This is a genomic window from Prosthecobacter sp. (genome assembly GCF_049294395.1).
Lineage (GTDB): Bacteria > Verrucomicrobiota > Verrucomicrobiia > Verrucomicrobiales > Verrucomicrobiaceae > Prosthecobacter.
The window spans coordinates 1-26,972 of sequence record NZ_JBAQCR010000431.1 but is presented as its reverse complement, the minus strand read 5'-3'; the positions used below and the strand labels follow the sequence as shown (position 1 = coordinate 26,972).

Sequence of the window (26,972 nt, the reverse complement as noted above, 5' to 3'; positions counted from 1 at the left end):
GGATTTAATGGAACAGATTTTTGAACTTGCTGCTGAGCTTGCCGAATGAGCGGTCGAGATGGAGGTCATCAATGCTGTCAACTCCTCTGCCTACAGCCTGTGTGCCTTGCTGAGCCAGGCTGGAAAGGCGCTGCTGGATGTCCTCCAGCAAGTGCACCGCACGACTTCTCGGCGGCGGAGGGGGAGTCAGCGCGCGTGCGATGAGGACGGCGGCAATGCCGAGGCCCGCGGCCAGCAGAATGGTGCTGCCCGGGTGCTGGTGTGCGCAGTTTTCAAGCCGGGTGGCGGACTTGGCCATTGCAGACGGGATGTGAATGTCGGCAGGAATATCAGTGGGTGTGTTCATGAGTGGTCTTTAGGGGAAGTGTTCTTGCAGCAGAGTTCCATGGCTTTGGTGACACCCAGTGACAGCAACACGGGCCGGACGAGCATGGCCCCGACGACGGCTGCTGTGCCAGCGACCCAGCGGGTGGGGAGCAGGTTGATGAGCAGTCCCGCACCGACGGCGGCGGCCACGGCCTGGCCGGGTTCTCGCTGTGCAAAGTTCTTGAGGTCAGCCAGTGAGCGCCGGAGGCAGGACTCAGCGGGCTGGAAGGGTTGTTCGTGGTTCATGGACGCAGAGTAGATTGTCCTCTCTTCTGCCACCATGGGGTGTAACCCCACCATGCTGCAGCGAGTCGGGTTTCACCCCATGGTGAAAGAGCGTGCGTCCGACGAGACATGGAATCGTCAATCGAAACCAAACACACATCCAAAATCTTATGAAGAATTCATTGTTCCTAATGTCCGCTCTTTGCCTCGTGCAATTTCCCCTGCATGCCCAGGTCACCGTTGTCTCCCCACCTGCCACACCGGCTGGTGTCGTGGTGGTTGCCCCTTCCACTGTTCTGGTGCGCCCTCTGGACGCCACCATCATCAGCCGCCAACTGTCCACGGCACCGAAGGTGGTGATCGTGACGCAGACACCGCAGCCCAGTGTGCAGACCACCAAGACGACAACCGTCGTTGAAACACCAGGCCAGCCACGCCGAGTGTACAATTCAGAACGCAATGTGGTGATCGTGGAAGAGCAGGGACAAAGCCGCGAAATGCCCTTTGTGACGCTCCCTGTGCTCTTTGAGAAGGCCACGGCCAAGCTGCTGGATGAAGAATCGAAAGTCGCGCTCCAGCAGGTCGCGGATGTGATCCTGGCCGTCAGCAAGACGGAGCCCGGCTCCGTCTATGACATTGAAGGTCACACAAGCACCGATGGCACGAACGAAGACAACATGGCGCTTTCAGCCGCCCGTGCCAAGAGCGTGTATGATGTGCTCACCCAAGCCTACGGCATCCCTGCCAGCTCTCTCAGCGCGCATGGTTATGGCGAAATGTTCCCCATGTTTCCCCAGGGCAATGAAGAGCAAATGCAGCAGGACCGCCGCGTGCTCGTGGTGCGTACGAAATAAGGCTGCCGTGTAAACCCGACTCACGCCCTTGATCCCGCGCCTTCCTTGGCGCGGGATTTTTTTTGTTCTGTTTGAAGTCGGGTTTCACCCCATGGCCAAGGTGAGGCGTGCAGGAATAGATTTCATCCATGAAAACACTCTACATCGCCATTCTGCTCTCGTCCGTTTCCTTGGTCTCCTGCACGAACGGCCCCAACGCCCGCAACGGCACTGCCATCGGCGCTCTTGGTGGTGCTGCGGTCGGTGGTATTGCCACACGGAGCATCGGCGGGGCCGCCGTGGGTGCTGGTGTCGGCGCACTTGCTGGGAACTACATCGGTGGCCGCCGTGACCGCCGCTACTATTAACCTGCCTTCACCGCCTCACCCTTATGAGCTACCATGCCAGCATCCATCATCTCACCACCGGGCGCTTCCTGATGGAATGCTTGGTCGAAGGCCACGATTTGCGCGAGGCGGAAAACGCGGCCATTGCCAAAGCGGCGCTCAAATCGCGGGCGCTGCCGCGTGAGATGGACGTGCGGCATTTGCACCAGTGCATGGAGCGGCGGAATCCTGCCGCAGCTGGCGGCGAGCAGCATGCCATTCATGCTTGAGTCCTTCTTGTGAAAGGTGCTGTCATTGTGCTGCAGTCTAGTTTCAGGATGATCTGGCAGACACCGCAATACAGACATGGCTGACAAGTTGCGGCATGCGTATATGTCATGCCATGCTCACACGCGCTCCTGATCTTCTACAGGTTTCAGCCATCGGAAAAACAGCCGCAGGTATCGGCTGGCTTTGCTGTCTCAGCGCCGTCCTTCTTTTAGCAAGCTGCTCCACGTACAGGCCGACGCGTCCGGGTGAAAAAGTTTACCGCGATGTTGTGTTCGCGACGCCGGGTGGGAACAAGCTGCGCATGGACCTGTATGTGCCCCAAACGGCCAAGCCCGCCCCGGTGGTCCTGTGGATGTTTGGCGGATGCTGGAGGTTCGGCAGCAAGGGCTATCACGTCATCATGCGGGATCTTACCAGTGCAGGCATCGCGGTGGCTTCCATTCAATACCGCATGAGCAACCGCGCAGTGTATCCAGCACAGCTGGAGGACTGCCGCGCCGCTACGCAATGGCTGCGGGATAACGGCGCACGTTATGGAATCGACGCCAAGCGCATGGGGGCGAGCGGGGAGTCATCGGGCGGGCAGCTGGCAGCCCTGCTCGCCGCCACCGAGGGGAAGTCGCGCATACAGGGGGTGTGCACGCTGTATCCGGTGACCGATCTGATTGAACTGGGGAGCCTGTATGAAAAACACAGCGTCGGGCGGAGCCTCATTGAGAAACTGCTCGGAGGGTCGATTGAGAAAAAAATCGATCTGGCTGCTGATGCGAGTCCAGTCTACCACATCAGTCGCGCTCTACCGCCATTCCTTATCATTCATGGTCAACGCGACAGAATCATTCCTGTGGAGCATAGCGAGTGGTTCTTCCGCACCCTTGAAGAAACCGGGGTCGAAGCCCAACTCATCGTGGTGCCTGACAAAGGGCATTGGTTTCGTCTGAACAACGAGCAGTTTGCTGAAGTGTCGAGATTTTTCCAAGTGCACCTGGCCAAGGTGGACACCGGGCACTGAGCCGAAAAACAAAACCGGTGTTCCCCCAGAGAACACCGGCAAGATATCAGAGATGAGATGTCAGTGGCTGCTTATCGCTCAGCGCGGACGGGCCTGACTTCGAGCTGATTGCTCACATTCTCCGGTCTGCCTGCCTTCATGGCGATCTCACCGATTCTACGTCGGTCCGCGTCAGAATTCACATGGCCCCGCAGCGTGGTCTGTGCATTGAGCGTGATGACCTCCACGTTTTTGGCATTGGTTGAGAGGCGTGGGTCAGCCTGGATGCGCTGATTGATCAGGCTGGTTTTTTGCACGTCACGAAAATTGGCCCCCTGCTGCATCGCGGTGGCTTTGCTGTCAGTGCTCGCCTGGGCATTCTGTCTGGAGCGGGGTGAATGGTCAGCCTGCACCTCGCGATTGACGAACGACTCCTTCCGGAAGGACTGGCGGCTGCCGCCGACCCATTGCAAGTGAGGCTCGCCTTTGAGTGTTTTGAGGTTCTCATTCAAGATCAGACCGTTGTGCCTGGCATTGTACCGCAGTGCTCTGGCCTGCAGGATGTAGCTGCCATTGTCACCCATGGACTGAGTGTCATCCACCACATGGATGATCTGCCCTTTGGGCAGGTCCAGCTGCAGACCGCCCACCTGGCCCAGATACTGCCCTTGGGGGCTTTTGATGGGCATGCCAAGAATGCGGTCGGTTCTTTCGACATGGCCCAGATGAAGGATCTCGGCGTTTTTGCCGCCCGTCTGCCCGTCCAGATAAAACCAGGGTTGCATGCCATGGTGGCGGATGACGGCGGCCACACGTGTCTTGTCGGAGTAGGCGGCGGTATTGGAAGTTTTAAACGCGGGTGTAGCCTCAAATCGTTCCTTGCTCATATCCAGCCGCATCACCTGCTGGGTTTCATCCAGCTTGAACGCGCGGGGCGGTGCAGAGGTGAGTTTTCCACCGAGACCGAAGAAGCCGCCTGAGGCGATGACCACCTCAACGAGGCGGGCATTTTCCAAATCTGCGGTGATGAACTTGATCCTGCCCAGCATTTCATTCTGGTAGTTCCAGACCTGGCGGCCTGCGAGTTCGGTGAAGCTTTGCTGAGGGTGAAGATTTTGTGGGCGAGGCGTTGATGGCATGTCCAGCGCCTGCAGGCTTCCGCAGGACAAAAGCAGTGCGATGATGATAAAAATGGAGTCGAATTTCATAAGTGTCTCTTTCTAACCCCGGCTGGCATCTTGATGCAGATGAGCCGGTTCGTTTCCTCGTTGGTCGAGGAGACACACTAGTCCGCGCGGGCGTGTGCCTGCCATGGGGTATAACCCGTATGCGGGTCAAAATGGGAAATCAGATGGCGGCGGTCAGTTTGTCATCATTCTGATGCGAGCCATGGCTCAGCGCATAGACACGTGTGAATGCCGCCCCAAAGAACAGGATCTGCGCCGAGTAGTACACCCAGACCAGAATGATGATGAGAGAGCCGGCCGCTCCGTATCTGGAGGCAAACGCGCTGCGCCCAAAGTAGAAGCCGAGGAGGAATCTCCCGAGTTCAAACAGCACTGCGGCTATTAAGGCGCCGATCCAGACATCCTTCCAGGTGATGGACACATCGGGCACCAGACGAAAGATCAACGCAAAGAGCAGGGCGACGACCAGCAGCGAGATCACATCATTGCCCCAGGCCCAAGGGCCGTCCAAAGCCGGAAACCGCGCATGCAGGCGGCCGCCTGCCACCGCGACAGCTGCGGAAGAGAGCAGCGACACCAGCATGAGAAAGCCCATGACAAACACCATGCCGAAGGAAAAAATGCGCTCCTTTACCAGCGTGAAAACGGGATGGCGTTTTGAGGACACGCCCCATATCTGATTTAGCGAATCCTGCAGTTCTCCAAACACACCCGAGGCACCGACGAGCAGAATCACAAAGCCTGTCAGAGTTTCAAAAATGCCGGTGCTGGTCGCTGCTGTCTCGCGCAGAATCAGCTCCATCATCTCCGCGCCTTCATTGCCGACGAAGTTCCTGAACTGGCTGACAATTTCGGCGCGCGCTGAATTGCGCTCCACTACGAGACTGAGCAAGGACAGCACGATGATGGAGAGAGGCGCCAGTGAGAAGACGGTGTAGAAAGAAAGGGCTGCGCCCATTTTGGGCACGCGGTGGGCGTCCCACTGACGGAACGTCTCACGCAGCATGGCAAGAGCCGTTTTCATGGGCTGTTCATACTTTGTCACCAAACGCCTGGTCTTTCTGCTGTTCATGTTTTTCTGAAACGCCGTCCCGCAGGAAGGGTTTCAGCCAGATGCGTTCGATCGCCGCGTAGGAGGCCAGGATGGGCAGTGCTGCGAGAGCGCCGGGGATGCCTGCCAGAAGAACACCTGCAAGGAGACCCAGCAGCACCGTGAGTGTGGACACCCGGAGATGCTTTCCATAGACTTTGGGCACGATGTAATAAGTCTCGAGCGCATGAAACAGAAGATACAAGCCCACGACGATCAATGACGTCCTGGGGGACACGCTCAGAGCCAGCAGAAACGCCGGCACCGTGGCGATAATGAAGCCCAGGATGGGCAGGACATCCAGCAAGCCGGCCAGCAGCGCCAGCATCAGGGCCCCTGGCACCTTGAGCACTGCCAGCACGATGAATGCATACACCGTGACGAGCAAGGAGGTGATGAACTGCCCGGTGACATAACCAAAGATGACCTCGGAGATTTCTCCCGATGTGAGGCGCAGCTTGGCACGCTTCAGGGGAGAGAAGAAGGCCAGCAGCCATTCATAGGTCTTGCTGCCATCCACCACCAGATACAGAGCGATCACCAGGATCAGCACCACTTCTGAAATACCGCTGAGAGCGATGCCTCCTGCGGACCAGAAACTGCCCAGCCAGGTGTAGGCCTCGGACCAGTTCGCGCTGCCCACGAGGTGAGTGATGTTGAGACGCATGGCAGTGCTGAGGGGCAGCTGCTTGAAGGCATCATCGTACAACTGCGGAAGGGTGTGGCTGAAGGTTGTGGCCCTGTCGAGCAGTGTGGGAACAATGAGCGCCAGGCTGAAGACGATTAACGTCAACAAGCCGCCGATGACCAGCAGCAGGCTGGCCCAGTGCTGCATGCCTTTGCCGTCCAGCCAGTCCACGAATGCATGCAGTGTCACGGCCAGGAACAGCGCGAGGAACACCAGCAGCAGCAGAGGCCACAGCACATAGATGGCATAGGCGGTCAGCGCTGCAGCAAACACCTTGATGAAGGTGACCCATGGAATGTGCAGCTCCAAGCGCTGAGATTCAGCTTCCACTGAGACAGGCGGCATGGCGATTTGCTCTGGGGATGCCGCAGGGGTTTGAGTGAAGTCTTCTGCGGGCATAGAGGAGGAGTTTTAAAAAGCGATGACGGGTAGGGGATGAAGGCGCCGAGACCGCCGCCGCACCTGGCTGCGGGTGGGTTGCTGGATAGATACCGTTGTTCGCAGCCTCATCCTCGACTGCCTAGCTCGCATCCGCCATGGGGTGTAAACCCACCCTCGTTCATGCGGCCTCTTCCAGAATGGTGCACCCGGCAGGGATCGAACCTGCGACCAGCCGATTAGAAATCCTTCCTTTGCCTGTTTCCGTTTGTTCGCTTATGAAACATCATGAGCGCACGCAACCAAGGAAAATCAAGGATTACAGCGTCGCTGGCACCCAACGGAAGCGAACATTTGGAATCAGGAGTAAATGAAAAAAGTGTCCGAGGAATGTCCGAGGCGGTCCCTGCGAAGAAAGCAGTGGGCAAGGCGGACAGCCGTTATTGGCAGCAGACCGGAAAACTTATGACAGACGCAAGGTGGGGCGGAGCCTACTATTGCAAGATTCAGGTCAACGGGCGGCGCGAGTCCTTTCCGCTTCGCACCGCGAACAAATCAGCCGCAGCCACCAAGGCGGCACGCATCTATGGCGACGTTGTGGCTTTAGGGTGGGATGCCGCTCTAGCCAAGCACAAGCCCGACGAGAAACGCACCAAAGGCGCTTTAACGGGCGACCTCATCCGCGAGGCATCTACCCTTGCCGACGTGCGCCCGGCCACGCTAGCGGCCAATGTAAGCGCATTCCGCCGCATCGTAGCGAGCGTGGCGAAGATCGACGCCACCAAAGGCCGCTTTGCCCGTTGCGGGAATGGCAGGAGCGCGTGGCTTGCCGCCGTGGATGCTGTGCCACTGGAGAAAGTCACACCGTCCGCCGTTGAAGCGTGGAAACTGGCCTTCGTTGCCAGCCGCAGCGCCAACGACGAAAACAAAGCACGCTCTGCCCGCAATACCGCCAACGCCACGTTGCGCTCTGCCAAGTCCCTTTTCTCCAAACGGCTATTGCGCTTCATCGCACCCAAGATCGAGCTACCATCGCCATTGCCATTCGACGGTGTGGAGTTTTTTGCTCGTCAGAGCATGCGTTTCGTCAGCACCATTGACGTGAAAAAGATCATTGCCGAAGCAGGCACCCAGCTTGCGAACAGCGACAGTGAAGCATTCAAAGCCTTCATTCTCTGCCTGTTCGCAGGACTCCGCAGAAACGAAGCCGACAAGCTCCGCTGGGCATCCGTTGATCTTGATGCCGGATTCATCCGCATCGAAGCGCACGAACACTTCGCCCCCAAGGCGGAAACCTCGCTTGCCGATATTCCGCTAGATGCTGAGGTAATTCCCATCTTGCGCGGCATGAAGGCCAGAGCACCCAAAGCCGAGTATGTGCTTGATGGCGTGAACCCAAAAACCTCTCTCACATGGCGGCCCTATCGTGCCGATGAAACCTTTGCACGGCTTGGCGCATGGCTCAAAGCCCAAGGCGTGAACTCCCGCACTCCGCTGCACACGTTGCGCAAAGAAGCCGGTTCACTCATTTGCCAAGCCAGCGGGCTCTTTGCCGCCTCGCGCTTCCTTCGTCATGCAGACGTTGCCATTACCGCGCAGCACTACGCCGCGCAGAAAGATCGAGTCACAATCGGGCTTGGCTCCATGCTCACGCCGCCAACGAGCAATGTGATTGCCGCCGACTTCAAAGGCGCAGAATCGACAGCAATCGCCAAAAGAAAGGCAGTCAGCGCATGAGATCAAAGCCAAAGGAAATTGAACTGCTGGTCACCGGGCTTCAACCTTGGGAGATGGAGGCGTGGGACGGTTTCACCTTGTTGGAGGATGGCCTAGCCTTTGATCCTGAAACTGCGAGGGCTGGCGCTGAAATCGTGGCTCGTGTGGTGGCTGATCAATTAGCCGCCGGTAATCGAAACGTGCTCAAATCTTTGGAACTTGGATACTCCAAACTAAGGCGTGGAGAAAGGTTCTGGCCGCATCAAGGAAAAACGCCTTCCTCGAAACTAATCAGCGTTTTCGTGGCGTTCAATCACTTGCGAATTTCTGGCGGCATCAAGCGGCCATCACAGGTTCAAGTTAGGGCGTATCTTTTGGCGAAAGGCTTCCCTATTTCCAAGCAGGAAGTAAGCTCACACTTCAAGATGTTGAAATTGAAAAAGCAATCTCGTGACGCCCGTGAGACGGGCATCTGGAACAGCTTTGAGAGAACATAAGTCCGGTATTCAAAGGCTGGAAAATTGACTTGGATGCGGGCATGCTGCGTCGCGTGTTTCAGTGTGCGCATGGATCAGAAACCTTTGGAGAAACTCGCCACTAAACCCGTCGCATACTATTCACCCGCACAGCTTGCCGCCCGCTGGCAGGTAACGGGAATGACTTTACGCCGCTGGCGCAAAGCCGGAAAAATAAAGGCGCTTCACATTGGCCGTGGAGTCCGCTTCTCCATTGCTGAAGTCGAACGGTTTGAGCGTGAAGCCCTCGCCTAATCCTCACCGAGGCTGGCGATGGATTACAAGCTACACACGCCGCAGAGCGGTGTTCATACCAATGAGCACACACGCCAAGCCATTGTGCCTCCAAGGCCCGGCAAAGGGCAACGCAAGCCACGTCCCTATTCAGTGGCAGACTTGAATGCCTTGTGGGCCACTGCACACAGCCGTGACTGGCAGGCAATGGTAACATTGAACCCGCCTCCCACTAATCGCGTCAAAACATGGCCCGCCCTTCGCGGCACCCTCATTGCGCTCAAAACCACGCTGGCAAATTGGCACCGCAGGAAAGGCTTTCCGGCTATGGTCGCAGTCACAGAGTTTGACCCCGACGGCACCGACGGCGGTCATTGCGCAAACTTCCATATCGGCTTTGCCGTGCCGCTGTCAGAAGTGCAGCAAAAAACTTTCACCGACTGGTGGCTTGAACGCTGCACACTCCTAGACAACCGAGGCCGCGCTTTCCAGCATGACGCCGACGGCGGAGGGGTAAAACTTCAAGAATACCTCGCCAAGGACATCACACGCAGAGCCGGAGCACGCCGCCACGTGAAATTTGCTGCCCCATGGCTTCCCGAGAGGACTGATATGCGGCTTTGGTTCGTGATTGGAGCTAAGCGACGTTCAGCCCAAGAGGGTGCAAAACTCTGTGCAAAGCGGAGACTCATTCGCCGTCGCTTTGACAGTGAGCACGGGAAGTTGAAGGAGCAGCCGTTGACTGTGAGCACGGGAACTTCTGACAGTGAGCACGCACCCACACCCATAACCACAGAGGCATTTTCACCCGCCCCGCCTCATCCCGGCGTGAGTCCTTCATGGCGAGCCATCCAATCGAGCCCGCGCCAAGAATGCCAAATTTGCAGAAGGCGCTGGGGGCTATCGCTTTGGGATGGTTCTTGCAAGTGCAACCCAGCTTTCCCGAACTGTTAAAGCGGAACTCACTACAACCACGCCCAAAGTGGTCATTGACCATTTGCAGCCGTTTTGACGTACCGAGCGCCGTCACAGCCTCCAAAGCCGCTACGGCGAGCGGGAGGCGTCGATGACACGACAGATGCCATACGAGCCGTTGCCTGCATCCGTTTTGTTAGCCCTCGTTTGGCCTCGGTTTATTTTCTCGTTTCGGTTAAACGCTCGGTAATCCCTCGTGCGAGGGCAACGAACTCCCTTGCCTCGTCTGAAGAAATCGGCAGCCCACCACCGTGAACGACTAGATTCCGTAACTTCCTCATGCGCCCGAGAAGCTCGGCTGTGCTCTGGTCCATGTGCCCATTAGACACAAGTGCCGCAATAATGGAGAGCGACATAGACCGAACATTAGCTCCTTCGACCACCCCCAAGCGAGTGGCAACTTCTAGCAGAGCGTCTTCAACTGACTGCCACGCGCGAGCGACTGCCGGTTCAGGGAATTCAGCAAGAAGCCTCTCAGCCTCAGCCAAACGGTCAGATGTTCCAATCGTCGGTGTTTCCGCTTTCGCAGGAGGCAATGCAGGTGAAATGTCGATCTTCTGGGCCTCCTCCTCCAATTCGCGCACTGCACTGCCAAAATCAGCATCGAGATCTTTATACTTCAGTCGAGTAAGGCGTGATAACACATCCCGAAACTCCGTCCGAAACATGTATGCGATCGTCAGAACGCAAGCAGGCCAAGCCAGCGAAGAAATCACCGAGGCGCTAAAATCTAAAAACGTCATATTCAATGGACTCGGTTCTTTGGGACGAACGCTTCGGATCAGGCGAAGGCGAGCGGGAGGCGTCGATGACACGACAGATGCCATACGAGCCGTTGCCTGCATCCGTTTTGTTAGCATTCTTGGGGCTGTCTGTGATGTGCATATTGGTAGTATCCTCATCCCTCACTGACACCCTCCCCCGGTAAGGAATCTTTTAAATACCTCATTCCAAGGGGTTTATAATACTACCATCGTTTTCATGCGAATTGTGCATTATCTGAGTTCCCATAAAAGTTGAAGCCACCTTGGAAAATGACGGCTAGGGTGCGAGATGAAATGGATTCTCGCTCTTCTCTGTGTCGCCCTTGCTTCTTGCATGACTTTCAATGTTAACAAAATCGGCGCTATTGACACATCTAAAAAAACCATCGCCGTAAGTATGGGAGGAGGAGACCTCGCCAATTCAATTAAGTCAGCATTAAGGGCGGATGGGTGGAAGGTGTCAATCATTGATGGATTGACGGTGAATCCTGGTGCGGGAGCCGCTTTTGCAGGGACTCGCGGTTCTCGTTACACCATGAAATTGACTGCTGAAGCCATTGATCTTGAACTTGGCACTTTTCAAAAAGTTTATAGTTTCGACATGACTGTTTTGGATAATGCGACTGGAGAAGAAATAGCGAATGGATCAGGACATCAGACTGCTAAAAGGATCACTCGCAAGGTGATGGAAGCGTTGAAATAAACTCCAACATCCGCGAGCCCACCGTCGATGCTGCTTTCGCGGTCATGCCATCGCTACGCAGCACATGCTCCCGCAGCTTCATCCATAACTTTTCCTCGCTTGAAATTCGGTAGGGTGATTATCAAGGTTCGCCATGCGCCCCCTTACGCTCTGCCGCGAACGTCGTGACCGGATTCAGCGCATTCTAAGCAAACACGCCTGTTCTCCGCGAACACGGAAGCTGGCGAGCCGGGCCACGCAACGGGATTGCCAGCAAGTGACAGCCTGAAAACCTTATCATAACCTTACGGTGGAATGGGCGGCATGAGGCATGTACAGCTTGAAAAGCTCAGGGAAACGTTGAGGCAACCTTGCCGCATATGATGGGGATCAGGTCCGAAAGTGTCCGATTAATGTCCGAGCGAAAAAATCCAGTTTTTCGAATATCTGATAAATCATTGATAATGAATGGTGCACCCGGCAGGGATCGAACCTGCGACCAGCCGATTAGAAATCGGCTGCTCTATCCACTGAGCTACGGGTGCCTCGCCAAACCGGCGCGATCATAAGTCTATCTGCGGCTTGAGCAAGGGCGCGCTTCATTCGGGATGCAAACCGAACATCTGCAGCACCACGCAGAGCATGTCTCCGAGCTTGTTGTCGTAGGGGCGCTCGGGGTGCAGGATGGCCCAGCCGCGCTGCCTGCCGATGGCGGCGAGGCTGCGGGAGGGGTGGACGAGCACGCCGTAGCCGGCGTATTCGAGCAGGGGCAGGTCGGCGGCGCTGTCGGAGTAGCTCCAGCTGTGGGCGCGCTCTTGGTCGGTGAGTTCGGTCAGGCCGGGCACGACCTCCTCCATGGCGGCGATCTTGGCCGCGTGCTTGTTGTTGCCAGTCACGAGCCGGGGCATGCCGGGAAATTTGGCGCCGACCTCAAAACGCGTGGCGATGCAGTGATCAAACCCGAGGGCCTGGGCGATTTCGTGCGCGTAGAAGTCGGGGCTGGCGGTGTTCAGCACCAGCACGCGGTGCTGGTGCTTGTGGCGGAGGATTTCAGCACGCAGGGATGGGTAGGCCCACTTGGGAACACAGACTTCGGCGAACTCCCGTGCGTACCTTGCCAGGCGCTCGCGAGGCATGCCGCGCAGGTAGCTCAAAAAAGCGCGCTTGGCTGTGGCGGTGCTGGCAAGACCGCAGGCGCGAGCCAGTGCGACTGGCACAAACAGACCGTGCAGCAGCACGCGCCAGGGCTCGCGGTGCAGCACGAAATTGCAGAAGAGCGCCTGCGTGTCGAACGGCAGCAGCGTGTGATCGAGATCAAAGAAAGCGTAGGAGCGTGCAGGCATGACGCGGAGGGGGAGGCGGCGCAGAGCCTAGCGCCACGTTTCCATCTGGCAAAACATTCCCAGCCTTGACGGATGCAGCGGCGGACGGCAGTGTACAAACCCTTTTTCCCCCAAAACCCTCATGGCTCAAGAAACCACCCTCATCCTGCTCAAACCTGACTGCGTCGCACGCGGCATCAATGGCGAAGTCCTCAAGCGTCTCGAAGACGAAGGTTTCCGCGTCCGTGGCTGCAAGATGATCCAGCTCACCGATGAATTGCTCAAGGAGCACTACTCGCACATCGCGGACAAGCCTTTCTTCCCGGACGTGGCCAGCTTCATGAAGAGCAAGCCCGTCATTGCCGTGGCCATCAGCGGGGAGAACATCATCTCCCACGTGCGCGACCTCCTGGGCCCGACGGATTCCAAAATCGCCCCCAAGGGCACCATTCGTGGTGACTTCGGCACGGACAAGATGACCAACGTCGTCCACGCCTCCGACTCCCCAGAAGCCGCCGCAGTCGAACTGAAGCGCTTTTTCAAGGACGGCGAGATTTTCAGCTATTGAGACGACGCGCATTGCCGCTACACTGCGCGGCGCAGGCATTCCCCCACGCCGCTGTGGTGAAATGGTAAACACAGCAGACTTAAAATCTGCTGGGAGGTAACTCCCTTGCCGGTTCGAGTCCGGCCAGCGGCACTTTGCCCCATGGCGGAGTGGGTCGGGGTATTGGCAGCCGGAAGGATGAGATGCCGCGTCCTTCGCTCTTCGAGCTACTGAGGGCATTTTGCGCCTCCTTGGGTCGGTAAAATGGCGGAGAGGGTGGGAGAATACCCTTTTGCCGTTTTTTCCTTGAGAATCAATGGCTTACGCCAGTGACATCGTGCGTTAGTGTGCCGCTTCGGTGTGACAGTGCAACCGTTTCTTGCCTCCGCTCACATCAAGCACGGAGGCACGCCATTAGCTTTGCGTGCTCCGTGTTCAAACGAGCGGCTTCAGTAGAGTGGCAGTTGCCTTTGGGGTGCCCTCGCATCGCCGCATGATTACACTGGCCTAACAGGAAGCTCCAATGACTCACCTCCGCCCGTTAGACTGGCGCACGCTCAAGCGCCCCTGATGTGGCTGAGATGCTGGCTTTGTATAGTTGAATATGTCCGCCTCCACTTGAGGCGCGAAGTTTGGATGCCCCAACGAGCACCTCGTCGGGCGCTCGGAAGCCGATTGTTATTTCACGGACAGCTTCAATTGGCACTTCAAACAAGACCACTGGCATTCCAAGGTTGTCCTTGAAAGCCGTCGAGATGCCATGGTTAAGTCTTCGCACCAGACGCTGTTCGCATTCGTATGCCCAAAAAGCCCTTTTGGTGTATAAAAGCTCTTTCTGAAGCTTCAGTTTTTCCACACGAACACGCGGGAGGTCGTCCATATAGGCCACGTCAGAAAGGAATCCAATGTCGCTTTCTTCATCTGCTCTCTTCCGAAAGAATTCAGAGTCACTATCCAATCCTACGACGAAACCGCGATAGGCTTCCGCATAGTGGCTCCAGAGCAACCCAACATCCCAGCCCTTGCTCAATGAGAGAATGCCAATGACATCATCCATGCGCTTTCTAATCCGTTGTTGAGCGATGGCGGAAAATACCGCCTTGTCCTGCATAAGATTTTCAACCAACTTTGACTTCGCATCGTTGATGATGGCGGCAATCTCTACTGGTCCCGCTCCTGGGAACTTCGCCGTGAGCACTCCGAGTAGATCACTCATCCGTCTAGTGATTATCGTTTCAACCACCTCATCTGCTGAAAAATCTTCAATGATGGGCAAGCATTCTTGCGGGTCGTTAAGGGCCGTGGGCTGAGAAAATCGCAAGTTGCGGTCTTCAAAAAAGGAGGTTCGAGAACTGGGGCTGTATTTGTAGGTAAGCATTTCCACCAACTAGGAGGAACGAATCTAAAAAAGCAATTTCAACCATGAGTTTTTGCACGCGGGCAAGTTCGCCATGATGATTGTGGAAGGTTTGCCCAAGGCAACTACGCCATGCCTATTCACGCAGAGGAGCACGTTTTGGCTTGGCCTGCTTCATGTTCAAAACGAACGGCTTTTGCAGCATGGCGGCTTCTCTTTCGGCCTTGGCGTTTTCTTCCTTTTGAAGCCGTTTCTCGCTGATGATGCCGCCCATCTTCTTGAGCAGTTCAACGATGCCTTGCTGTTTCTTCATACGAACCAGAACCTCATGGTTCACGTCGGGGTCTGGCATGAGTGGTTTCCCTCCCGGCCCGCTGTGTTCAAATTGCTGTGGTCTGGCGAAGTCTTCGGGGCAGCGTCTTTCAAGCATCCATGCCGCCGCTCTCCAGTCACGCTTTGCGGCGTCGCAAATTGAAGAAACATGCACCTGCATGGCGACGGCTTGAGAGTGCCGTAGTAGCTGGCAAAACTGGCGAAATTCAGGCGGGGCACTTTCGTTCTCTCCGCGATTTTGCCAGTTGTTCAGCGTGTCGTATGACATGCCCGCAATTGCTGCGGCCTGCTTGAGCGGCATTCCTTGCTCAATGGCTTTCAAAAGCGCGGCTTGCCGTGTGGGGTTCAAAAGCGTGGGCCTGCCGGGTTTCTTGGCGGGTTTCTTTTTGATAAAAACGGGCTTGGGCATGGCGGAGCATTCAGGGGTTCAATGCCCGGAACTACCATGCGCAAAACAAAACCAAGGCACCGGATAGAGTAGCACGGAGCTACCCTTGATTCAAAGCATGTAAGCGGCTGAAAACGACTGGGGTTTGCAGGCATTAAGCCGCCACTTGTCCTTTGCGCAATTTCATCAATTCTTCCTGCGTAAATTCGCCGCCACCCTCTTTTGCGTGAGCTAAGGCGTGACATGTGGGGCATAATGGAATGAACAGCTTTTTTGCATCGGATAGCTGCACTACTATTCCTTTTTTTGGCAATCCACTCAGCGGTTTAAGATGGTGCATTTGCACAATGTCTCCCTTGATAGGACCGACGGGTTTTGCCCATTTGCACACAATGCATTCAAGTATTCCGTTTGGAAGTCGATGGGCTTCGCGTGCTGCTGCGGCTAGAGCAGCACATCTTGTCCGAGTCGGGACATCTTTGACCGCACTTTCCCCCTCTCGAATGAAGATGAGGAACGACTCTAAATCGGGGCCATTCGGAACCTGCCGCGTTCTTGCGACCCTCTTCACAAGCTCAATTTGTTCAGTCCAAAACTTCAATTTCTGCATCTCTGTTTTGCCGTTAAATAGGCCGACATCACTGGATAAGCCGTAAAATCTGTCTCCGGGCTGGTTGTCACCTTTGCTGACAGCCATAGAGCTAATGAGCACTCCATGCTCTTCATAGCTTTTTGCGTTAAGCCATCCGAGGATGTCTCCAATAATGTGTGAATACTGCGGAAGCCAATCACCGACACTCATCGAAAATTTCTCTCCCCCGAAATACTGAGGAACCACAAACGCAAGATTTCCAACCCACTCGGAATAGACCAAGGGATTGCCCCTGCTTGATGAAGCTGCCTTCCAAAGCCGTTCCTCCAATTCCTCTAATACACCTTCATTTGTCGGAAGGTGGGGCCAATTAAATTCTTTGAAAAGGGCTACGACTTTGGGGGAAGGGGGCATTAGCCCATAACGACGAACAGCAGGCTTCATTTCTCAACAACAAATCAAGCCGCCGCTTCTAAGCGTTTCATAAGGCGGTGAACTGATGTGCTGTGCCACTGCTTGCCTTGAGGGGTAGCAATTCCGCGAGCATTCAACGCGCTGGCGATTTCACGAACGGCGGTGATGCCTTCCGCTTTCAGGGCTTCAATCGTAGTCTTCAAGTCGTGGGCTGTTTTCATGGCCTGCTTGTGATTGGCCTTTCCCAGCTTCGCGCCGTGCGTGCCCAAGATCACGCCTCTTGCCTTGGCGCTGGCGAGAGCGGCCTTTGTGCGGGATGAGATGGCGCGGGCCTCTTCCTCCGCGACGGCGGCGAGGATTTGCACTGTGAGGCGGTTAGCTGTCGGGTTGTCCACTGCCAAGAACTCAATCCGGGACTCCATCAGGCCGGAAATGAAGTGAAGATTGCGGGCCAGCCTGTCCAGCTTGGCAATGATGAGCGTTGCCTTCTGCTTTTTGCAAAGGGCGAGGGCCGCGTTTAGCTGCGGGCGGTTCTTCCTCTTGCCGCTCTCCACTTCCACGAACTCGCCAACGAGGTTCCACTTGCCGCCGTTCAGGTAGGTTTCAACGGCTGCCTTCTGTGCTTCCAGTCCAAGGCCGCTCTGGCCCTGTTTGGCTGTCGAAACGCGGTAATAAGCTACAAATTTGCCGTCCATGTTCACACATATACGAGCGTATATGTGTGAACACAAGCCGAAAACAGGGATTTTGAGCTGAAAATCAGCTTCGGAAGGGCTGAGATATATTTTGAACACATGTGCGAGACGTGGACGCAGCGCAAAAAGGCGTGAAAATATGGCACTGTCTCAATTTGAAAATTGCAGAGGAGCATCAAGAATAGGCCCATGACACAAGAACAATCTCAAGCCGTGCTGCAAAGCCTTCGAGCAATGGGAAAAGAGGAATTCAGTAAGATCGAGGCATACTCCGCAATCGAGGCAACGGGGGCCACTAACGGCTTTGTCATGTCCGCGATACGGGAGTTGATAGCCAATGGCGTCATTGTGCAGTGCCGTCCTGACCAAGACTGCTACCGCTTTGCCCGTTGATCCCAAACCTCAGATTGAGGCATTACCGAGAATATCACTCCCGAACACGAATGGGAGGCAATCCACTTGGTTGCAGAACGAATTCAGACGGATCAACGCCCACCAAGGCCAAGAGCGGATCACCCGCTATCGAGGAAAGGGCGGCTGCGGCGTCTTTGTAGGCGTCCGAGAGAACGTAAAACTTCCGTTGGTGGTCAAATCGGATGATTCCCCGCTCTGCCAGCGTCTTGAGGGCGTCGGAATACGGCCCTTTCTTGATGCCGCCGCGATAGCCCTTGTGAAAACAGAGCCAGACAAGCAAGGTTTGAATCCGGTCTATGCGCGTTTGTGCTGAAAGCGTGGGGCGAACAGCGGAAGCGACTTCCACAAGGAGTTCCAAGAGCCTTTTGGGCTTCAACTCTTGCGTTGGAACAGCCCTCAAATGCTCCATGACGTTGTTCATGTGCTTTGCGGCACGTTGCCGGAGTGCTTTGAGCAAGTGCGGAACTTCATTCCATGAGCGCCCGCCTGTTTCCGGCTTCAATCCTGCCTCTTTGAGCAGCGCGGCCCGCTGATTCCACAGTTCAGAATGCACAATCTCGAATCGAATGCGCTTGTTGGTTTTAGCGTAGAGCTTCAATCGCACGTTTTCGGCTATCGGGATGCTAAAACAGGGCGAGTTCAAGACGCGCCCCGCTTCTTTGACCTCCATTTCGTGCATGGCGGCGGTGCCTTCCGCCTTAGAGAGGTGCATGAGCTTCGTTCCAAGCTCCCAAACGGTGGTTATCGGGTTGTCTGCGGGGAACTCCCAGAGCGTTTCCACCCGGCTTAGGCTGTATTCGTCTTCACGATCCCAGCCAACTCGCTCCCAATCGTTTTCCGGGTCAATTTGAAGCACTCCCTTTTCGATGATGCCGCAGGCGCGGGACAATTCCTTGCCCATTTGGTCTCCGATCAATTCCAAATACTTCGCCAAGTGCTTCTTCGCTGCGAACTTTCGCCATTCGGGCGTGTCGGGCAGCCAGTTGTCTTCTCCATCAAAGGACTGTTCATCACCATGTATGGAGCGTTTGTCCTTCCGCTTTTGCAGGCGAGGGCGAAACGACTTGTTCAGATCGTCATACGGGGGCTGATGCCGGATGAATCGTTGGAGATTGAGGGAGAGGCGCAACTTGGCGCTATGAATGCAATCTCCCGTGATGGGCAGGCGTTGGCTATCCAGCCGGAAACGGCAGAAGCCGGAGCAAAGAGGCGGTTCAATGCGGCGTGAATCAGTGGGGTGAACGAGTGCCTGTTTCCGTAGCCAGAACTTCCGGTCTTCTTTCCCAGATAGGCGGCAAAGAAAAGCTCCATGCAGAGGCGGGCTACCCGGAACGGCTGATGATTCCCATGCGAAATCTGCATCGTCTTCGGGCGGGGAACTCAGGTAGCTTTTGAACTCATCAACCACGCCATCACCGGGAGTCAGGCCAAACACGCGCCACTTGCCCAAGTCCAAATCAATCTTGTCTTCCCCGGCATCTTCGGGAAGGAACTTCGTATCGAGGGAAAAGGGCGATGGATTCAATGCTTGAGCGGGGAGAGTTCTTCAAAAATGGCATATCCGGTGGTTTTTGCCTCTCTGACTTCTCTCTCTAGTAGGCTCGCACATGTGTTCAAACCGAAACGGCTAACCCCTGTCAGGTGAAGGCGGGTAGTCGGGGATTTTTGGGTGGTTGCCTTTCCCCACGAAGTTTTCTTCGATGATGTAGGGCGGAGGAATCGCCAGCTTGCTGCCGCGTTGCTCGAAATGAACGGTGCCGGTGCGGTCAATGGCATAGCGGAAGGTGCTGTAGCGGTAGCCCTTCACCGTGGCATACGAGGTGATGAGATAGTATTTCAGCGTGTCGTTCAGTGCCTGTTCCTTTTCGGACATGTCCACTTGCCCGTCTTTCACGGCAGATTCAGGCAACGGCCTTTCCTTCATCTCGAAAGGCTGCGTCATGCAGTATTCGCGATGATCGTAAGCGTCCATGAAGCGCACGGCACCGCTTGGCAGTGTTTCATACTCGAAAACAGAGTGCGGTTTGTTGGCATACAGCGGCTTGAAGAAGTAAACCGGGGTTCCTGCTTGGGCGTGGTGATACCTCTTGAGGCTGGCTTGTGGGGGAGGAGCCGTTGCCAAGCCTGAATCGCGTTTGCCGCAACTCGACAGAGAGCACAACAAGAGCGCCAGCACTGTTCTAGCGTGTTTGCTTGTCGTCATAAGGCCAGAAAATCTTTGCGATGAAAACGGCGTCCCAAATTCCTTCAAAATCCACAAGGTCGAGGTTTTTCCGGTTCAGCTTGCCAATGGCTTCTTCTTCAAGGCGAGTCCTATAGACATCAACCCAAGCCGTATTTCCGTAGCTGTCCTTCAACTCAAGTTGAGCATTGATCTTCAAATGAACGACGGCCAATTCTGGATATGCCAAAATCGCTTTATAGGCGCTGTTCATGTCGCGCTTGATTCGTGCAAATGAGCCTTTTTCGCCCCCGATGAAATCACCGGGAGAGCGGTAGCTGATGTTCACAAAATAGCCGTCTTGGTTTGGGCCTGTTTTTTCAACCTTGATGTATTCAAAACCCTCCGCCGACGCAAGGGCTTCACGGGCCAGTTTGTCAATAGCCGCAGGCGGGTTTGAGAGGTCTAGGCTACCGCCAAAGAAACAGCTTTTCAGAAGCATCGCTATTCCCAAGGCAACGATGATGAGGCAGCCGCAGCCAAGAACCTCGTCTTTCTTTGTGACAGGCGGCTTTGAGGGCGCTGCTTCTGGTGTTTGCGTGGGGGCTTCGGGGATGGCTGGCGGCTGTGGTGTGTCCATGTGTTCAAAGGGCAGAAAATCAATCTCTGCCACCACGCTCGAATGAATCCGAACGGGTGGCCCGAGAGTTGATAAATCGCGCATAGACGACCGCGACGGCCTTTAAGCCGGAGGCTCTGGACATAACCGCCGCCTCCGGGCCATTTTTCAGGTCTGGAAGCGGCGTGTTCTCGGCACACGCCCGCCGCTATACGCGAGGTTATCAAGTCTCGGCTGGCATCTCTGCCAGCACTGCGAAACTACAGAGTCAGCGGAAAACGCGCAACCCTGAAAAGTCGCTTTGCCTCAATCCTCGCGGGGAACTGGTTGGGCCTTCGCTTTTGGTGTTGCGTGAAGGTGCGACAAATCGAGGCCGGGGTATTCGATCTTGGTGATGTCTTCCGCCAGCGTGCGGAGGTAGCCCGCGCCTCTGCCGTAGTGGTTCATTTGACGGCTTGCCGGGCCTTCACCGTCTTCCCAGCCTGCCAGACGTGCCACCGATTCAGCGGGGAGCCTTGCGGCCCGTGTGGCATCTCTGAACTGATGCCTGAAACTGTGCATGGTGGCCCGGCATCCACTGCCAACGGTCAATTCCACGAAGCGGGCGAACCACTTGGAGAAAGAATCGGAAAAATAGCCCTTATTGCCGGGCTTAAGCTCTGGGAACAGGCGAGGGCATGAACGGTCTGCAATGCGCTCTTGAACGAAATCCATGAAGCCAAGCTGGATCAATTCAGGGTGCAAAGGAACGTCGCGCTTGCTCTGCTTTGTTTTGAGCTTCTTTTCGCATTTGCTGCCGTCTTCCCGTTCTTCGCGGATGGCAATGAAGGTGATGCCTTCAACTGTCTTCACATCCTCGCTGTAAAGCTGGCAGGCTTCATTGCAGCGGAAGCCGTGAAACAGGGACAGCAGCGGAACCCAAAAGCGCCCGCCACGTTCCTTCCCTTGGCTGCATTCCGTGTGAAGCGACGAGCGGAAAAGGCGGTTCAGTTCCTCAATCGTGAACTGTGGGCGGGGCGGGGAATCAGCATTGTCTTCAAATGACCGGCTCAGTCTTTTGCTCTTAACTGGGTTTTCGCTGATCCATTTTTCCCCCATCGCCAGATTGAACAGGGCAGTGATTTGAATGTAGTTGTTGCGCAGCGTTTTCGGACTCAACCGCCGCTGATCTTCGGCCTTGTCTGCTGCCGCTACGGCCTGCGGCAACGTCATTCCTTTGTAGCGCATTGTCGCGTTCGGGGGAATCCTCCGCAGCAAATCAAAGAGTTGCCGGATGTCTTCCGGCTGAATAGTGGAAAGCTGCCGATCACCGCCGAAAACTTCGCGAAGAAGGCGGGCTGTCAGTTGTGAGGCATCGGCGCTTTTTTGGGACAGCTTGAACTCCTGAATGGTCTGCTTCCGCAGTTCTAAAAGATCGTTGATCGTTTTCCCCTTCTTCTGCTCAACAATCGCCGGCGAATGAAAATGCACGCCTTTGAACTGATGGTTTCGCTCTCTTGCTGCGTCGCCTTTGAGCATGTCTTGAGAGCGTCCCAAATACTCAATATGCGCGGCGAAAAACAAAGGCCGGAGCGTTTGAAAAGCGGGACTGGTGACAGCGCATTCAATGTTTTCGCTTTGCAGGAATTGCAGCAACTCACGGGTGCCGTCTAGCGGCTGCCCCTTGTATTCCTCTCCACGCGCCAAATCGTATTCGTCGGCCTGAACATTGGAACGCATATCCTCGCGTTCATGCGGTTCAAGGAAGCGCCCTTCATCCTGCATCCATTTTCCGAACTTGTGTTCAAACCTCGCGAGATAGCGGACTGCCATTTGGTAGGCTTCCTGTTCTGAAATGATCGTGAGAAGGCGTTTTTCTGTTTTGGTCTGTGGCGTCTTCAAAACAGCCAACTTGCGGCGTTCATCGTCAAAGAGACCCGCAATCCTCGCCCGCTCATAGACGACGCTTCGGCACGCTTCCCGATAGTCCGAAGTTCTCAGCGCCTCGCGAATCATCTCTTTTCCAAAGGCGGCTTGGAGGTCGAGAGGCACCTTGAAGTTGGTGTAGTAGCGATTGCGGCGAAGCAGCAAACCCTGTTGGCGGGGCATGTCTTGAAAGGGGTCAAGTGTGACAGTCTGGGGTGACATGTCACTACCTTAACCCTTGATCCCCAAGGCCGTCCAAGCATCTAAGGTGCTCGGAAACGGGATGGCGGAGAGGGTGGGATTCGAACCCACGGTGGGGATAAACCCACGCCAGTTTTCAAGACTGGAGCCATAAACCACTCGACCACCTCTCCTGGTGCTGCGTTGCGGAACGCGAACAGTAGGCAATGCGAGGCAATCTGCCAAGAGGAAGTTTGCATGAGCTGCAAGTCAGGATTGATCCACGGCGAGGGGGCATCCATGGTCATTGCGCATGATCCACAAGACCGCACTGATTGATTCGAGCGCCCAAATCGACCCCTCTGCCGAGATCGGCCCCTATGTGGTGATCGAAGGGCCGAGTGTGGTGGAGGCTGGGTGCCGGATTGAGGCTCATGCCCAGCTGGTGGGACACGTGATCGTGGGGGAGGGGACGCGGATCGGGCGCGGGGCGGTGATCGGCGGGGAGCCGCAGGATCTCGGATTTGATCCCGCCACCCAGAGCAGCGTGATTTTGGGAAAAAAGAATGTGATTCGTGAGCACGTGACGATTCACCGCGGCAGCAAGGCGGGAACGGCGACGCGGATTGGCGATGGCAACTATCTCATGGTGGGCAGCCATCTGGCGCATGATGTGGTGCTGGGGGACCGGAATATCCTGGCCAACGCGGTCCTGCTGGGCGGGCACATTCACGTGGGCAACAACACCTTCATCGGCGGTGGGGCGGTGTTTCACCAGTTCCTGAGAATCGGCGATTTTTGCGTGATCCAAGGGAACGGCAGCTTCAGCAAGGACATCCCCCACTACTGTGCGGCACAGCGCATCAATCGCATCACCGGGCTGAACGTGATCGGTTTGCGGCGGCAGGGCTTCACCACGGAGGAGCGCGGAGCGATTAAAGATCTGTTTCAGCAGCTTTTTTGCGGGGGATTGAACCTGACACAGGCGGTGGAGCAGGCGCTGACCCAAGAGTGGCCTGACAAAGCGCGGCGACTGCTGGAGTTTGTCCAAGCGCCGAGTAAAAAGGGTGTATGCCCCGTGCGTCCCGGACGGGAGGACGACTGAAGCGAAAAAAGTCCGGCTTTTTCTTGTCACCGTGATCCCGGTAGCCTATTTAGGTCGCTCTCATTGCCTGTTCGTGTAGGGCGATGTCCTCTCGTGTTATGATTTTTTCAAAATTTTGCGTGACGGTTCTCGTTTGCGCCTTGGCCTTGGCCGGGGCGGCGAACGGGCAATCCCTTCTCGACAGTCTCACGAGCGATCTGAACATTCGTGGTCTAACCACTACGATGGATCCTGAAACGGGTGTCGCGACAGTGACTGGTGATGTGCATATTCATTACGGTGATGTCGAAATGCGCTGCGGCAGTGCGCAGTATAATCAGTCCACGGGCGAAGTAGTCGCCAAGGATGGAGTGACGATCTGGCGGGATGGAATGCTTTACCATGGGGATTCGATCACCTACAACTCCATTACGGGTGAGATGTCAGGCCGCAATGTGATCACGGGCATTGGTGCAGGTAATCAGCAGAGCATTGCTGGAACAGGCATCACAGCAGGTGGTGGTCCCACGGGTGGCGGGTTCAGAAGGACATCAGGCATGTTTTTCTTCAAGGCCGAGGATTTCCACTCGGGGAGCAAGCTTGAAAACCGGATCGATGCCAAGGGGGTGACGTTCACATCGCACGATGTGCAGGACCCGAACTACCATCTTCGAGTCAAAGAATTGACGGTTTATCCAGAGGACAAGGCCATCCTCAAGGATGTGAAAATGTACGCTGGGAAAACACCGTTTCTCTGGCTGCCTCAAATCACCAAATCACTGGATGAAGACAGCAGCATGCGCTTTGGCCCCGGCTTTCAAAGCCGCTGGGGTGCGTTCTTGTTGACCCAGATGGCGGTTGTATATGGGGATCATACCTTCGCGAAATACAAATTTGATCTGCGCAGCAAGCGTGGTGTGGGTGCTGGCGTGGATTTCTTTTCGGCACGTCATAGTGCCAACCGGCAGAATTTTGGCACTCTGAAGCTGTATGGTGTCCGTGACACCGACCCCACAACGAACGCCACCAGTGCCATTCGTTACCCTGTGCCGCAGAACAGATACCGGGTCAATTTTCAGCACCGCATCTACCTTCCGGGTCCGGATGTAAGCACCTGGTATCTTGATTTCGACATCAACAAGATCAGCGACATCCACTTCTACGAAGATTTCTTCTTCAACGATTACCGCACCAATCGCGAGCCTGACAATCAGATCTCGCTCATTCACACGAATGAGGCCTATGTCGCCACCTTGATGGCGAAGTTCAAGCTGAACAATTTCTACCGGACGACAACACGTCTTCCTGAGCTCTCCATCGACTTTACCCGCAGGCCTCTGTGGAATTCCGGGGTGTTTCATCAAGGTACCATCACCGCAGGCATCATTGGTGAAATGGTTGGGCAGCAGGAAAGAGCGGAGTTGATCCGTTTGCAGGCCCTTGGAGTTGGAGGACTGCCGAACGTGCTGGGTGATCCACTTGGAACCGCTCCTGAATCCTTCCTCGGCCTCGTGGGAGCTCCGCGAACTGCCGTACTGACGCCCGTCGATATCACCCAGGGGCTTGGGGCTATTACCAGCAGGCTTGCACAACCTGGATATGCCCGTTTTCATACGTATCACGAGCTGCTTTATCCGAAGACCTACATGGGCTGGCTGAATGTGACGCCCAGAATTGGTGCCGGCATCACGAGCTACAATGGCATTGTGGGCAGCACCACGGGCCTGAAAAATTACGCACGGGGCATCTTCAGCGCTGGGCTGGACGTCTCCTTCAAACTTTCCAAAAACTGGAGCGATGTGCAGGTGCCATCCTTGGGAATCAATGGAATACGTCATGTGTTCCAGCCGTACCTGAACTATTCGTATCTGGATGCCAGTCAGAATGCGGGGGTTCCTGCCATTGACCGACTTTCCACGACCACCCGGCCGCGCTCCATTGACGTTCCGTTGTTTACGGCTGTGGACAGTCTTCGCTCATGGAATGTGGCGCGTGTCGGATTCCGCAATCTTTTCCAAACGAAGCGCGACTACATGTCGAGCAACGGGTACGGCAGTTTCTGGGAGACACCCGATGGTGGCGACAACCAGACCTACACTTGGGCGGGGATGAACACCTATGTGAACATTTTTGGACAGGACCCGGAATACGGTCGCAGCCTTTCCAATGTGTACAATGAGCTTTTCTGGTCTCCGGTGCCCTGGGCTACTGTGAAGTCAGATCTGCAGTTGCCCATCACCAGCGGAGTTGGTGCCTTTACTGAGGCCAACAACAGCGTGACCTGGATGCTGAGCAAAAACACTTCCATCGAGCTGGGGCATCAATATATTTACGACCATCCCTTCTTTCGTAACAGCAGCTTGGTTTACACACGCTTTTACGCCCGGCTGAACGAAAACTACGGCTTCAACACCTACCACATCTACGAAGCGACGAACGGCATTCTCCAATTCCAAAGCTACAGCTTTTCAAAGGATCTGAGCAGTTGGATTGCCTCCTTTGGTTTGATGTCGCGCAACAATGGCAATGGCATCTCTGATTTCGGCCTTCTGCTTTCCTTCACGCTCAAGGACTTCCCCAAATTCAATTTCGACCTGGACATGGATCCCAATCCTGGTGGCCGCGGTGGCAAGCAATAGGGCTTGTCGGCGGTTTGAGATTGGAGCCTGGAAAACGAACCTGGGCGGGCATCAAGGCACTCTTTCAGTGGAGCGTTGGAAGCACGGCGGCAGATTGTCCTACGCAGGTTGAATTGGATGCCTAAAGCCCCATGCTCCGTTGAGAGCAGGTCTGTCTGCCGACTGATGGGGCATGTTTGAACATGTGCGGGAGGGATCGGGACGATCCCACTCCGTCAGAACGCTGACGCGTTCGCTGGGCACCTGCGGAGCGTTCCTCTCGATGGCTTCACACGCGGCTTGCGCTCTTTTCTACTTTGCGTGGTACTGACTGAAGTTTCGGTCAGTGTAATAAAGCAAAATCCATCTTTCCTCCGAGGAGGGAAGATGGATGGAGAGTGGCACAAACTTGTCAGAGACTCACATCCCGCCGCCGCTACGGGCGAGGAAATTGAGAGCCAAGGTGGCAACAGCGAGAATGAAAACTAACCAGGCAAGAGGCATGAGATGAGAGAGTGAGATTGAGGAGATCCGTCAAATTTTCAAGGAATCGGCAACAGTTCTGCTTTGAACTTCTCGTTGGACCAAGTGCCGGTTGCCAAGGAGTGAGTTTCCCAAGCCTGCTTGTTGTCAGCAGGGACCATGATCGGGGATTCGCCAAGGGGATCAGATTTGACAGCATCAGCTCCAAACATCTGAACCACCATCAAAACGGCGGACAGAACAAAGCAGATCACCGAAAGCGGGACCAAGCCTGCTTCTGGATCCTTTTCTTCATAGAATTGCTCCGCATCAGCGGCAGCGCTGCGCTTGACGGGGGCGCTGGGAGGAGCGGAGATGGACGGGCGCTGCATGGCCTGTGTGGGCTGCAGCTTGACGGTTGCTTTTGGGAGAGGGCTGGCTGCCCCGACTCCACCACCCACCATGGGGCCGGTGCCTGCTCCTGGTGCTGAAGGAGGACGTGGACCTGCGGTTGGCTTTTGTAGAGGAACGGTAGGCGCACCAGTTTCGGTGCGCGGAGGTGGCGCGGCTGGATTTTGGGCGAGCGGGCGGGTTGCAGCTGGCAGACCTGCCATGGGCGG

General features: G+C 55.7%; 28 protein-coding genes and 3 tRNA genes. 13 read left to right on the top strand and 18 right to left on the bottom strand.

The window, feature by feature from the left end:
- Nucleotides 1-4 precede the first annotated feature (4 nt).
- Nucleotides 5-346 carry a hypothetical protein gene (locus tag WAW39_RS29490; protein ID WP_422323220.1) on the bottom strand — a complete coding sequence of 114 codons (342 nt, stop codon included), beginning with the start codon at nucleotides 344-346 and terminating at the stop codon, nucleotides 5-7.
- The gene (locus WAW39_RS29485; RefSeq protein WP_422323218.1) at nucleotides 343-612 is read right to left on the bottom strand and encodes a hypothetical protein; all 270 of its coding nucleotides are present in this window, start codon (nucleotides 610-612) and stop codon (nucleotides 343-345) included. Before WAW39_RS29485 ends, WAW39_RS29490 begins: the two co-directional genes overlap by 4 nt.
- A gap of 170 nt (nucleotides 613-782) precedes the next feature.
- On the opposite strand from WAW39_RS29485, the gene WAW39_RS29480 reads away from it, so the two are divergent.
- From WAW39_RS29480 to WAW39_RS29465, 4 genes are all read left to right on the top strand, one after another.
- On the top strand, nucleotides 783-1,445 hold the full coding sequence (locus tag WAW39_RS29480; protein ID WP_422323216.1) for an OmpA family protein: 663 nt from the start codon (nucleotides 783-785) through the stop codon (nucleotides 1,443-1,445).
- 128 nt (nucleotides 1,446-1,573) lie between these two features.
- Nucleotides 1,574-1,792, top strand: a complete 219-nt coding sequence (locus WAW39_RS29475) for a glycine zipper domain-containing protein (protein ID WP_422323214.1) — start codon at nucleotides 1,574-1,576, stop codon at nucleotides 1,790-1,792.
- A 23-nt stretch (nucleotides 1,793-1,815) separates the two neighbouring features.
- A complete protein-coding gene (locus WAW39_RS29470) occupies nucleotides 1,816-2,040 on the top strand; it encodes a hypothetical protein (protein ID WP_422323212.1) in 225 nt (74 codons plus the stop codon).
- A gap of 113 nt (nucleotides 2,041-2,153) precedes the next feature.
- Nucleotides 2,154-3,053, top strand: a complete 900-nt coding sequence (locus tag WAW39_RS29465; RefSeq protein WP_422323210.1) for an alpha/beta hydrolase fold domain-containing protein — start codon at nucleotides 2,154-2,156, stop codon at nucleotides 3,051-3,053.
- A 71-nt stretch (nucleotides 3,054-3,124) separates the two neighbouring features.
- Here WAW39_RS29465 and WAW39_RS29460 read toward each other — a convergent pair whose 3' ends face one another.
- The 3 genes from WAW39_RS29460 to WAW39_RS29450 form a co-directional block, all read right to left on the bottom strand.
- Nucleotides 3,125-4,240, bottom strand: coding sequence for a BON domain-containing protein (locus WAW39_RS29460; protein WP_422323208.1), 1,116 nt, complete (start codon nucleotides 4,238-4,240; stop codon nucleotides 3,125-3,127).
- 139 nt (nucleotides 4,241-4,379) lie between these two features.
- Entirely contained in the window at nucleotides 4,380-5,243 is an 864-nt protein-coding gene (locus WAW39_RS29455) for a YihY/virulence factor BrkB family protein (RefSeq protein WP_422323206.1), read from the bottom strand.
- Nucleotides 5,244-5,250: 7 nt separating this feature from the next.
- Entirely contained in the window at nucleotides 5,251-6,396 is a 1,146-nt protein-coding gene (locus tag WAW39_RS29450) for an AI-2E family transporter (RefSeq protein ID WP_422323204.1), read from the bottom strand.
- 369 nt (nucleotides 6,397-6,765) lie between these two features.
- Between WAW39_RS29450 and WAW39_RS29445 the strand changes: the two genes are divergently transcribed.
- The 3 genes from WAW39_RS29445 to WAW39_RS29435 all read left to right on the top strand — a co-directional run bounded on the left by WAW39_RS29445 (nucleotide 6,766) and on the right by WAW39_RS29435 (nucleotide 8,861).
- Complete coding sequence (locus tag WAW39_RS29445; protein WP_422323202.1) at nucleotides 6,766-8,112, top strand: site-specific integrase; 1,347 nt, start codon at nucleotides 6,766-6,768, stop codon at nucleotides 8,110-8,112.
- Complete coding sequence (locus tag WAW39_RS29440) at nucleotides 8,109-8,588, top strand: hypothetical protein (protein ID WP_422323200.1); 480 nt, start codon at nucleotides 8,109-8,111, stop codon at nucleotides 8,586-8,588. The genes WAW39_RS29445 and WAW39_RS29440 overlap by 4 nt, the downstream gene beginning before the upstream one ends.
- A gap of 69 nt (nucleotides 8,589-8,657) precedes the next feature.
- The gene (locus tag WAW39_RS29435) at nucleotides 8,658-8,861 is read left to right on the top strand and encodes a helix-turn-helix domain-containing protein (RefSeq protein WP_422323198.1); all 204 of its coding nucleotides are present in this window, start codon (nucleotides 8,658-8,660) and stop codon (nucleotides 8,859-8,861) included.
- 1,112 nt (nucleotides 8,862-9,973) lie between these two features.
- Here the strand turns inward: WAW39_RS29435 and WAW39_RS29430 are convergent.
- Nucleotides 9,974-10,558 (bottom strand): hypothetical protein, encoded by a 585-nt coding sequence (locus tag WAW39_RS29430; RefSeq protein WP_422323196.1) that lies wholly within the window; start codon nucleotides 10,556-10,558, stop codon nucleotides 9,974-9,976.
- A gap of 310 nt (nucleotides 10,559-10,868) precedes the next feature.
- On the opposite strand from WAW39_RS29430, the gene WAW39_RS29425 reads away from it, so the two are divergent.
- Nucleotides 10,869-11,282, top strand: a complete 414-nt coding sequence (locus tag WAW39_RS29425; protein ID WP_422323194.1) for a hypothetical protein — start codon at nucleotides 10,869-10,871, stop codon at nucleotides 11,280-11,282.
- A 448-nt stretch (nucleotides 11,283-11,730) separates the two neighbouring features.
- Here the strand turns inward: WAW39_RS29425 and WAW39_RS29420 are convergent.
- Both WAW39_RS29420 and WAW39_RS29415 read right to left on the bottom strand, forming a co-directional pair.
- Nucleotides 11,731-11,806 (bottom strand) — tRNA-Arg (locus tag WAW39_RS29420).
- 54 nt (nucleotides 11,807-11,860) lie between these two features.
- Nucleotides 11,861-12,604, bottom strand: a complete 744-nt coding sequence (locus WAW39_RS29415; RefSeq protein ID WP_422323192.1) for an HAD family hydrolase — start codon at nucleotides 12,602-12,604, stop codon at nucleotides 11,861-11,863.
- A gap of 121 nt (nucleotides 12,605-12,725) precedes the next feature.
- Between WAW39_RS29415 and ndk the strand changes: the two genes are divergently transcribed.
- Both ndk and WAW39_RS29405 read left to right on the top strand, forming a co-directional pair.
- Nucleotides 12,726-13,151, top strand: a complete 426-nt coding sequence (ndk, locus tag WAW39_RS29410) for a nucleoside-diphosphate kinase (RefSeq protein ID WP_397380930.1) — start codon at nucleotides 12,726-12,728, stop codon at nucleotides 13,149-13,151.
- A gap of 47 nt (nucleotides 13,152-13,198) precedes the next feature.
- Nucleotides 13,199-13,283: transfer RNA gene (locus WAW39_RS29405), tRNA-Leu, on the top strand.
- Between the two features lie 388 nt (nucleotides 13,284-13,671).
- Here the strand turns inward: WAW39_RS29405 and WAW39_RS29400 are convergent.
- From WAW39_RS29400 to WAW39_RS29385, 4 genes are all read right to left on the bottom strand, one after another.
- Nucleotides 13,672-14,508: a DUF2971 domain-containing protein gene (locus WAW39_RS29400; protein ID WP_422323190.1), complete on the bottom strand. Its 837-nt coding sequence runs from the start codon at nucleotides 14,506-14,508 to the stop codon at nucleotides 13,672-13,674.
- A 115-nt stretch (nucleotides 14,509-14,623) separates the two neighbouring features.
- Nucleotides 14,624-15,229: a helix-turn-helix domain-containing protein gene (locus WAW39_RS29395; protein ID WP_422323188.1), complete on the bottom strand. Its 606-nt coding sequence runs from the start codon at nucleotides 15,227-15,229 to the stop codon at nucleotides 14,624-14,626.
- A 133-nt stretch (nucleotides 15,230-15,362) separates the two neighbouring features.
- The gene (locus WAW39_RS29390) at nucleotides 15,363-16,244 is read right to left on the bottom strand and encodes a hypothetical protein (protein ID WP_422323186.1); all 882 of its coding nucleotides are present in this window, start codon (nucleotides 16,242-16,244) and stop codon (nucleotides 15,363-15,365) included.
- A 14-nt stretch (nucleotides 16,245-16,258) separates the two neighbouring features.
- Complete coding sequence (locus WAW39_RS29385; protein ID WP_422323184.1) at nucleotides 16,259-16,909, bottom strand: recombinase family protein; 651 nt, start codon at nucleotides 16,907-16,909, stop codon at nucleotides 16,259-16,261.
- Between the two features lie 189 nt (nucleotides 16,910-17,098).
- Here WAW39_RS29385 and WAW39_RS29380 point away from each other — a divergent pair, with 189 nt between their 5' ends.
- Nucleotides 17,099-17,302: a hypothetical protein gene (locus WAW39_RS29380; protein WP_422323182.1), complete on the top strand. Its 204-nt coding sequence runs from the start codon at nucleotides 17,099-17,101 to the stop codon at nucleotides 17,300-17,302.
- Between the two features lie 34 nt (nucleotides 17,303-17,336).
- On the opposite strand, the gene WAW39_RS29375 is transcribed toward WAW39_RS29380, so the two are convergent.
- The 5 genes from WAW39_RS29375 to WAW39_RS29355 form a co-directional block, all read right to left on the bottom strand.
- Nucleotides 17,337-18,848, bottom strand: a complete 1,512-nt coding sequence (locus WAW39_RS29375; protein WP_422323180.1) for a hypothetical protein — start codon at nucleotides 18,846-18,848, stop codon at nucleotides 17,337-17,339.
- A gap of 102 nt (nucleotides 18,849-18,950) precedes the next feature.
- A complete protein-coding gene (locus WAW39_RS29370) occupies nucleotides 18,951-19,445 on the bottom strand; it encodes a hypothetical protein (RefSeq protein WP_422323178.1) in 495 nt (164 codons plus the stop codon).
- Nucleotides 19,446-19,503: 58 nt separating this feature from the next.
- The gene (locus tag WAW39_RS29365; RefSeq protein ID WP_422323176.1) at nucleotides 19,504-20,124 is read right to left on the bottom strand and encodes a hypothetical protein; all 621 of its coding nucleotides are present in this window, start codon (nucleotides 20,122-20,124) and stop codon (nucleotides 19,504-19,506) included.
- A gap of 285 nt (nucleotides 20,125-20,409) precedes the next feature.
- Nucleotides 20,410-22,191: a DUF6538 domain-containing protein gene (locus WAW39_RS29360; RefSeq protein WP_422323174.1), complete on the bottom strand. Its 1,782-nt coding sequence runs from the start codon at nucleotides 22,189-22,191 to the stop codon at nucleotides 20,410-20,412.
- Between the two features lie 101 nt (nucleotides 22,192-22,292).
- Nucleotides 22,293-22,382, bottom strand: a tRNA-Ser gene (locus WAW39_RS29355).
- A gap of 119 nt (nucleotides 22,383-22,501) precedes the next feature.
- Here WAW39_RS29355 and lpxA point away from each other — a divergent pair.
- Together lpxA and WAW39_RS29345 are read left to right on the top strand one after the other, a co-directional pair.
- Nucleotides 22,502-23,293, top strand: coding sequence for an acyl-ACP--UDP-N-acetylglucosamine O-acyltransferase (gene lpxA, locus WAW39_RS29350; RefSeq protein WP_422323172.1), 792 nt, complete (start codon nucleotides 22,502-22,504; stop codon nucleotides 23,291-23,293).
- A gap of 224 nt (nucleotides 23,294-23,517) precedes the next feature.
- Nucleotides 23,518-25,911 (top strand): hypothetical protein, encoded by a 2,394-nt coding sequence (locus WAW39_RS29345; protein ID WP_422323170.1) that lies wholly within the window; start codon nucleotides 23,518-23,520, stop codon nucleotides 25,909-25,911.
- Nucleotides 25,912-26,432: 521 nt separating this feature from the next.
- Here WAW39_RS29345 and WAW39_RS29340 read toward each other — a convergent pair.
- Nucleotides 26,433-26,744, bottom strand: a complete 312-nt coding sequence (locus WAW39_RS29340; RefSeq protein WP_422323168.1) for a hypothetical protein — start codon at nucleotides 26,742-26,744, stop codon at nucleotides 26,433-26,435.
- Nucleotides 26,745-26,972: the final 228 nt, after the last annotated feature.